5 protein-coding genes are annotated in these 8,523 nt (G+C 47.5%); all 5 read left to right on the top strand.

The features are described from left to right. Nucleotides 1-177 precede the first annotated feature (177 nt). A complete protein-coding gene (tkt, locus tag MJ769_RS14265; protein WP_239237810.1) occupies nt 178-2,193 on the top strand; it encodes a transketolase in 2,016 nt (671 codons plus the stop codon). A gap of 639 nt (nt 2,194-2,832) precedes the next feature. Beyond that, on the top strand, nt 2,833-3,831 hold the full coding sequence (gene gap, locus MJ769_RS14260) for a type I glyceraldehyde-3-phosphate dehydrogenase (protein ID WP_239237809.1): 999 nt from the start codon (nt 2,833-2,835) through the stop codon (nt 3,829-3,831). An 83-nt stretch (nt 3,832-3,914) separates the two neighbouring features. Beyond that, nucleotides 3,915-5,099 carry a phosphoglycerate kinase gene (locus MJ769_RS14255; RefSeq protein WP_239237808.1) on the top strand — a complete coding sequence of 395 codons (1,185 nt, stop codon included), beginning with the start codon at nt 3,915-3,917 and terminating at the stop codon, nt 5,097-5,099. A gap of 15 nt (nt 5,100-5,114) precedes the next feature. Next, on the top strand, nt 5,115-6,554 hold the full coding sequence (gene pyk, locus MJ769_RS14250) for a pyruvate kinase (RefSeq protein WP_239237807.1): 1,440 nt from the start codon (nt 5,115-5,117) through the stop codon (nt 6,552-6,554). An 87-nt stretch (nt 6,555-6,641) separates the two neighbouring features. After that, nucleotides 6,642-7,706: a class II fructose-bisphosphate aldolase gene (gene fba / locus MJ769_RS14245; protein WP_239237806.1), complete on the top strand. Its 1,065-nt coding sequence runs from the start codon at nt 6,642-6,644 to the stop codon at nt 7,704-7,706. The last annotated feature ends 817 nt before the right edge of the window (nt 7,707-8,523 follow it).

Below are 8,523 nucleotides of genomic sequence, written 5' to 3'. Positions count from 1 at the left end.
CCAGCGGACATTTCTATTTGGGAGAAACCGGACATTACTACTTGGGGCTAACACAACTATTTTCTCCTGTTGCCCTAAACAGGCCAGTGCGGCATAATCGCCCATTGTTTGTGGCAAAAGCTTGTGCACAATAATTTTTTATTCTTATTATGAAAGATGTTCAGGAGGTTAGTGAAGATGGCTGCGGCGCGTAAAGTACACCCCCCCAAGTTTAATGATATAACTGGAGCGATTCGCGCTTTGGCAATGGATGCGGTTCAAAAAGCGAACTCTGGCCATCCTGGTGCCCCCATGGGTATGGCAGAAATCGCCGAAGCTTTGTGGATTCACCATATGCGTCACAATCCAGCCAACCCTAAGTGGGCTGACCGTGACCGTTTCGTGTTTTCCAACGGACATGGCTCGATGCTGATTTATGCCCTGCTGCATTTGACCGGCTACGACTTGCCGATTGATGAGCTAAAGCGTTTCCGCCAGTTACATTCCCAGACTCCAGGCCACCCAGAGTATGGCTACACCGCTGGTGTCGAAACCACTACTGGTCCGTTGGGTCAAGGCATTACCAATGCAGTGGGTTTTGCCCTGGCGGAAAAAATGCTGGCAAATGAATTCAATCGGCCCGGCCACGAAATTGTTAACCACCATACATATGTCTTCCTCGGCGACGGCTGTATGATGGAAGGTATTTCGCATGAATCTTGCGCTCTGGCGGGCACTTGGGGATTAGGGAAGCTAATCGCCTTCTGGGATGACAATGGCATTTCCATAGATGGACATGTTGAAGCCTGGTTTACCGACGATACAGCCAAACGCTTCGAGTCTTATGGTTGGCATGTAATCGCCGATGTGGAAGGCCATGATCCTGAAGCAGTAGATGTAGCTATCAAGGCTGCCAAGGAAGTTACTGACAAGCCCACTCTGATCTGCTGCAAGACCATCATCGGCGCGGGCTCCCCGAACAAGGCTGGTACGCATGATGTGCATGGTGCTGCATTAGGTGATGCGGAAATTGCTGCTACACGCGAACATATCGGTTGGAAATACCCGCCGTTCGAAATTCCAGCGCACGTATACCAAGCGTGGAATGCACGTACCAAGGGAGAGGGTTTGGAAAAATTGTGGGACAATAAATTTGCAGAATACCGCAAGGATTTTCCTCAAGAAGCGGACGAGTTTGAGCGGCGCATGAAGGGTGATTTGCCGGCAGGCTGGACAAAACATGCTGCGGATTTGATCGCCAAGACAAATGAAAAGGCGGAAACCATCGCCTCGCGCAAGGCATCACAGAATGCGATTAACGGTTTGGCGTCGGCGCTACCTGAATTTTTGGGCGGTTCGGCGGATCTGACCGGTTCGAATCTGACCAATTGGACGGGCGCTATGCACGTTCATGGAAAATCAACAGGTAATTACATTAGTTACGGAGTACGCGAATTCGGCATGTCAGCCATTATGAATGGTGTGGCATTACATGGCGGTTTGCTACCATTTGGCGGCACTTTCTTGATGTTCTCAGAGTATGCACGCAATGCGTTGCGTATGGCTGCGCTGATGAAACAGCGCGTGATTTTCGTGTACACGCATGATTCCATTGGTTTGGGCGAAGACGGTCCAACTCACCAGCCAGTGGAACAAACCACAACGCTACGCTATATTCCAAACATGGACGTTTGGCGTCCTTGTGATACGGTTGAATCTGCCGTGTCATGGGTTGCAGCGATTGAGCGCAAAACTGGCCCGAGCAGCCTTATCTTCAGTCGCCAGAATTTGGCTTTCCAAAAGCGCGATGCAGATCAAATTACCAACATCCGCAAGGGTGGCTATGTGTTGTCGGAAGCCGCCAATGGCAAGCCACAGGCACTCATTATCGCGACTGGTTCCGAAGTGGGCCTGGCCATGGATGCACAAAAAGCCTTGGCTCAAGACGGCATTAATGTACGAGTGGTTTCCATGCCTTCAACCAATGTATTTGATCGCCAAGATCAGTCGTACAAGGAAAGCGTGTTACCTAAAGGCAGTAAACGCGTAGCTGTCGAAGCTGGTGTGACAGGATTCTGGTACAAGTATGTTGGTTTGGATGGTGCGGTCATTGGCATGGATACCTTTGGTGAATCTGCCCCGGCAGGCGAGCTGTTCAAGCACTTCGGTTTTACCATAGAAAATGTGGTGAAAGCAGTGAAAAGCGTGCTCTAAATTTCAGGTAACGATTCAGCGGGCTATCCAGGCCTTGTTTGACGGGTTGCTTCTGAAAAACAAAGGTAAAACTATTTGTAAATTGCCATTTTTTCGCAAAGCCCGATTCTCGATTTAAGCCGCTGACTATTTCGCGGAATTGGCAACAAAGGATTTGGCCGATCACAATAGATCAATTATCTTTGAGTGTGTTTACGCCTGCATAATGGTTGCAGCCTTGAGTATCATTTGCGAAAATTAAATAAGTGCTGCGCAGGGCATGCATATAAAATGGTTCTGTTAGTTAGAGCCAGCACAATGAGAATCGTGAAATTTAGAGGGCGCGGAAAGTGTCCGTCATGGCCTTGATGCGACGATCATCGTAAGGTCATACAAGTCAATTCCTGTGTTGCGATTATGCATTGCTAATGCAAACATCGAGACCCATTCGTTTACTGCCATCAAAGTGAACACATAGCGTTGCAGTGATAGGGCTGATGGCACGCTTCAAGGTCATCCTGTCATCCGGATATTTTGGTGGTGTACCGTTGCAAGACGTTTGTAGTTTAAGTAACTGATTAATCGTTTTAAACATAAAATGCAGTATCAATTAATGTGTCTAAGCAGTTACAATTTTAGTTATAAAACCAGGAGAGAAACATGACAATCAAAGTTGGTATCAATGGGTTTGGTAGAATTGGCCGTATGGTGTTCCGCGCAGCGGTGAAAAATTTCAAGGACATCGAGATAGTAGGCATTAATGACCTGCTTGAACCAGACTACTTAGCCTACATGCTGAGTTTCGACTCTGTCCATGGCCGCTTTGATGGCACCGTCTCCATCGAAGGCAACACTTTGGTCGTCAACGGCAAAAAAATACGTCTTACTGCCATTAAGGATCCCGCCGAACTTAAGTGGAATGAAGTGGGCGCTGATATAGTAATCGAATCCACTGGGCTTTTTCTCACGAAGGAAACCTGTGAAAAACACATCACCGCTGGTGCTAAGAAAGTCATCATGTCTGCACCTTCAAAAGATGATACGCCGATGTTTGTGTACGGCGTTAATGACAAGACTTATGCTAACCAAACTATCATCTCAAACGCGTCCTGCACTACTAATTGCCTCGCCCCTGTTGCCAAGGTGCTAAACGACACTTGGGGCATCAAACGCGGACTAATGACCACCATACACGCGGCCACCGCTACCCAGAAGACAGTAGACAGCCCTTCCAACAAGGATTGGCGTGGTGGCCGTGGTATTCTCGAAAATATCATTCCGTCTTCGACTGGTGCCGCAAAGGCCGTTGGCGTAGTTATTCCCGAATTGAATAAGAAGCTTACTGGTATGGCTTTCCGTGTACCCACCTCTGACGTGTCAGTTGTTGACCTCACTGTGGAACTGGATAAGGCTGCAACCTACGCTGATATCTGCGCCGCAATGAAGACTGCATCCGAAGGCTCAATGAAAGGCATACTTGGTTATACAGGCGATAAAGTTGTCTCTACCGACTTTCGAGGCGAAAGTTGCACCTCTGTTTTCGACGCAGAAGCTGGCATGTCTCTGGATGGCACCTTCGTTAAGGTCGTATCTTGGTACGATAACGAGTGGGGCTACTCCAGCAAGGTTCTAGAGATGGTTCGCATCATCGCTAAATAAACATGCGCGCAAGGTGAGGAGCTACCTCATCATTGTTGCATTTTTTCTGACGTTTCACCTCGAATACTTAATTGGAGAAAGAATTGTCTGTAATCAAAATGACTGATTTGGATCTCAGGGGAAAACGCGTTCTTATCCGCGAAGACCTGAATGTTCCCCAAGCTGATGATGGCACCATAACTGATGACACCCGCATCCGGGCAAGCTTGCCTACCATCCAGCATGCCTTGAAAGCGGGTGCCAAGGTAATGTTAATGTCACATCTCGGCCGTCCAGAAGAAGGCATATATTCCGAGGCCGACTCTCTAAAGCCTGTAGCCAAGCACCTGTCTTCTTTGTTAGGTAAAGAGGTCCGGGTAATTAAGGATTGGCTGGATGGCGGCTTCACCATTGCCGATGGCGAAGTCGTACTATTTGAGAACGTGCGTTTCAATAAAGGTGAAGGCAAAAACAACGACGAGCTTTCAAAAAAAATGGCAAAGCTGTGCGACATCTATGCGATGGATGCATTTGGTACCGCGCATCGCGCACAGGCTTCTACTCATGGTGTGGCCAAGTATGCGCCTATGGCGTGCGCCGGCCCACTGCTGGCAGCAGAACTGGATGCATTGGGCAAGGCATTGAAAAATCCAGCTCACCCGCTGATCGCCATCGTTGGCGGCTCCAAGGTTTCATCCAAATTGACCGTGCTGGAATCGCTGTCCCACGTCGTGGATCAACTGATTGTCGGAGGTGGCATTGCCAATACCTTCATTAAAGCGGCTGGTTATAACGTCGGCAAATCCCTTTATGAACCCGATCTCGTGGCTGAAGCTCAGCGTTTAATACAAGCTGCCAAGACCAAGGGCGGATCGATACCGGTACCTACCGATGTGGTCGTGGGTAAGAAGTTCGATGCCAATGAGCCCGCAGTAGTTAAGAAAGTGGCTGATATCACCGATGACGATATGATTTTTGATATTGGCCCCGAAACTGCCCTGACTTATGCTGCTTACCTGAAAAATGCCGCTACCATCGTGTGGAATGGCCCGGTAGGCGTATTTGAATTCGACCAGTTTGGCGCTGGCACCAAAGTTTTAGGCATGGCGATTGCCGAAAGTCCAGCATTTTCTATTGCCGGTGGTGGGGATACGCTGGCGGCGATTGCTAAATACAAGATCAGCGATCAGGTAAGTTATATTTCCACTGGCGGTGGTGCATTTCTAGAATTCCTCGAAGGCAAAAAATTGCCAGCTGTGGAAATTCTTGAGCAACGTGCAGCGAAGTAAATAAGACGAAAATTTATGTTACGCAGAACCAAGATAGTTGCAACTCTGGGGCCAGCCTCCAGCGACCAAAAAGTGCTGGAGAAAATGATACTCGCTGGCGTAGATGTGGTGCGCATGAACTTTTCGCATGGCACAGCACAGGACCATGTGGCGCGTGTTGAAAAAGTGCGCGCTGCAGCGGCTGCATGTGGCCGTATCATAGGAATTCTTGCCGACCTGCAAGGACCAAAAATTCGCGTGGGGAAAATTGAGAATGACAAAATCATTCTCAAGCAAGGGGATACTTTTATTCTGGATGCGGAATGGACAGGCCTCGGCAATCAGGAACGTGTTGGTCTCGACTACAAAGATTTGCCTAACGATGTCAGCAAAGGTTCCGTGCTGTTGCTGAATGATGGTATGTTGGAATTCGATGTAATAGAAGTTAAAGGTGCACAAATTATATGCAAAGTGGTGTGCGGTGGCGTGTTGTCCAACAACAAAGGTATCAATCGCAAGGGCGGTGGCTTGACTGCGCCTGCACTTACAGACAAAGACAAAGAGGACATTAAGACTGCGGCCTTGATTAAAGCGGACTATCTGGCTATTTCTTTCCCGCGCTCAGCTGATGACATGCAATTGGCGCGAAAATTGATGCAAGCGGCTGGCGGCAAAAGCTTATTGATGGCTAAAATCGAGCGTGCCGAAGCCATTGCCGTACTGGACGAAATTATTGATGCATCCGACGCTATAATGGTTGCTCGAGGCGATCTTTCCGTGGAAGTGGGAGATGCAGCGGTGCCTGGCTTGCAAAAACGCATGATCCGTATGGCGCGTGCCAAAAATAAGTTGGTTATTACTGCCACACAGATGATGGAATCCATGATAACGAACCCGATTCCCACTCGCGCGGAAGTATCAGACGTGGCAAATGCAGTGCTGGACGGTACCGATGCGGTAATGCTGTCGGCGGAAACTGCGGTGGGCGACTATCCCATCGAAACCATCAAATCCATGGCGCGCATCTGTATTAAAGCGGAAAGTGAGATGGAAGATATCTCCACCAGTCACCGTTTGCTACAAACGAAATTTACGCGTATCGATCAGGCTATCGCCATGTCTGCGCTATATGCAGCTTCTCACTTTACAGTCAAAGCCATTGTGGCGCTGACCCAGTCCGGTTCAACTCCTCTGTGGCTGTCCCGTATGAATGCAGGAGTGCCGATATTTGCGTTAACGCCGATTGAGTCAACCTTGAGTAAAGTAACTTTGTTTAGTGGGGTGCATCCGATTGCATTTAGCACAACCTCCCAACTTCCATCAGTAGAGTTGCGCGCAGCGGAAGATGAACTAGTACGTTTGAGATTAGTACAAGAAGGTGACATGATTGTAATGACTATAGGCGAAGCCGTTGGCAAGGCTGGCTATACTAATACCATGAAAATTGTCCGGGTAGGCGATCACCGAAAGAACTGAGAAGTTGAAGCACAGTCAAGTTTTCCAGTGCACTGCCAGATTCTATTTTGATTTTTTTGTTAACTTTTAATTTTCTAGGAGAAAAAAATGGCTCTTGTTTCATTACGCCAGCTGCTGGATCATGCAGCCGAGAATGGATACGGTCTGCCCGCATTCAACGTCAATAATTTGGAACAGGTCAAGGCAATCATGGAGGCGGCGGATGAAACTAACAGCCCAGTGATTATGCAAGGCTCAGCTGGCGCCCGTAAATATGCAGGTGAAGCTTTCTTGCGCCACCTGATTCTTGCTGCAGTTGAGACTTATCCGCACATTCCAGTAGTCATGCACCAAGATCACGGAGCCTCACCGGCTGTATGTATCAACGCGATTCGTTCCGGATTCTCCAGCGTAATGATGGATGGCTCTTTGAAGGAAGATGCCAAGACTCCATCCTCTTATGAATACAACGTTGATGTAACCAGTAAAGTTGTTGATATTTCCCACGCAGTGGGCGTATCCGTTGAAGGTGAGTTAGGTTGCCTGGGCTCGCTTGAAACCGGCATGGGCGAGCAAGAAGATGGACAAGGCGCGGAAGGTAAACTAGATCACTCGCAGTTATTAACCGATCCAGAAGAAGCCGCCGATTTTGTCCGAAAGACTGGTGTAGATGCACTGGCAATAGCCATTGGCACTTCGCATGGCGCCTACAAGTTCACTCGCCCACCTACCGGTGACACTTTGGATATTAATCGTATAAAGGCTATCCACGCCCGTATTCCCAATACACACTTGGTGATGCATGGCTCTTCTTCTGTACCGCAAGAATGGTTAAAGATCATTGACCAGTTTGGCGGTGATATGGGAGAAACCTATGGTGTGCCAGTTTCGGAGATAGTCGAGGGTATAAAACACGGCGTACGAAAAGTTAATATCGACACTGACCTGCGCATGGCATCTACTGGAGCGGTACGTCGTTACTTGGCGCAAAATCCAAAAAATTTCGATCCACGTAAATTTTTAGCAGAATCGACTATAGCCATGAAAGAAATATGCAAGGCCCGTTATGAAGCCTTCGGTTCTGCTGGTCAAGCCTCAAAAGTAAAACCGATTTCGCTGGACGCTATGGCCATTAGATATAGCAAAGGCGAGTTAAAAGCTATCGTTAAATAAATTCACTGTAAGTACAATTAAATAAAGCGGTTTTCGAACCGCTTTATTCTTATCCAGAGAATTAAAGGTAAGCACCTGCAGCTAACGTAGCAAATCAAATTATTCCAATTCTCGTTAAAGATTCCTTATAATCTTCCGTAAATTTATTTACTCTCTAGATTAAACAAGCCAGCAGTTCATGACAGTTAAAGAATATTAATATTGTTTACGCCAATTATTTGTGCATTATTAGGAAAGCATGCGACGCTGGTAACACTGAAACTTGCACAAGCATGAAATTCAGAATATTTAAACATCATGCAATATGTACAAAACCATTCCCTTCCTCCGTCTTTAAACGGACCAGAAGATAAAAATGAAGTAAAAAAGCTAACTGAAATTAAACCAGTTAAGCCCGTCCTAGAGCGCACCCAGCCATCGCAGGTCTTTCGGCCTCTTACTGCACGACCTGAACATCAACTCAGCCTAGTTAATCCCCTCGAGAGGCGAAATGCAGAGGCGTCACCGGGTGATCGCAGAACCATCTGTCGTCGTATCAAAACGCAGCCTCTACTGAAAGAACTTCGCTCAAAGGTGGATAGACGACAAAAAAAACAAAGACAAACAGACATAACGGAACATATAAATGAAGAGGCTTAGAAGCACGAGCTGTTCAAAATAAATAGATGTTCATAATTATGTTGTTAGGCCGTTTCACCGATCGCTATAGCCAGCTACTGCGGGGGTTTTGATTCAATAACGCTTCACGGTTGAGGGCACCAAACTAGTGTAGTGCGCCATTCTGTTTGGAACTTAATCGACTGTTGGCACGAATGAC

This window comes from Candidatus Nitrotoga sp. BS, from assembly GCF_927797785.1.
Classification (GTDB): Bacteria; Pseudomonadota; Gammaproteobacteria; order Burkholderiales; family Gallionellaceae; genus Nitrotoga.
The sequence above is the reverse complement of the archived record's forward strand: the minus strand, read 5'-3'. Positions and strand labels throughout refer to the sequence as shown.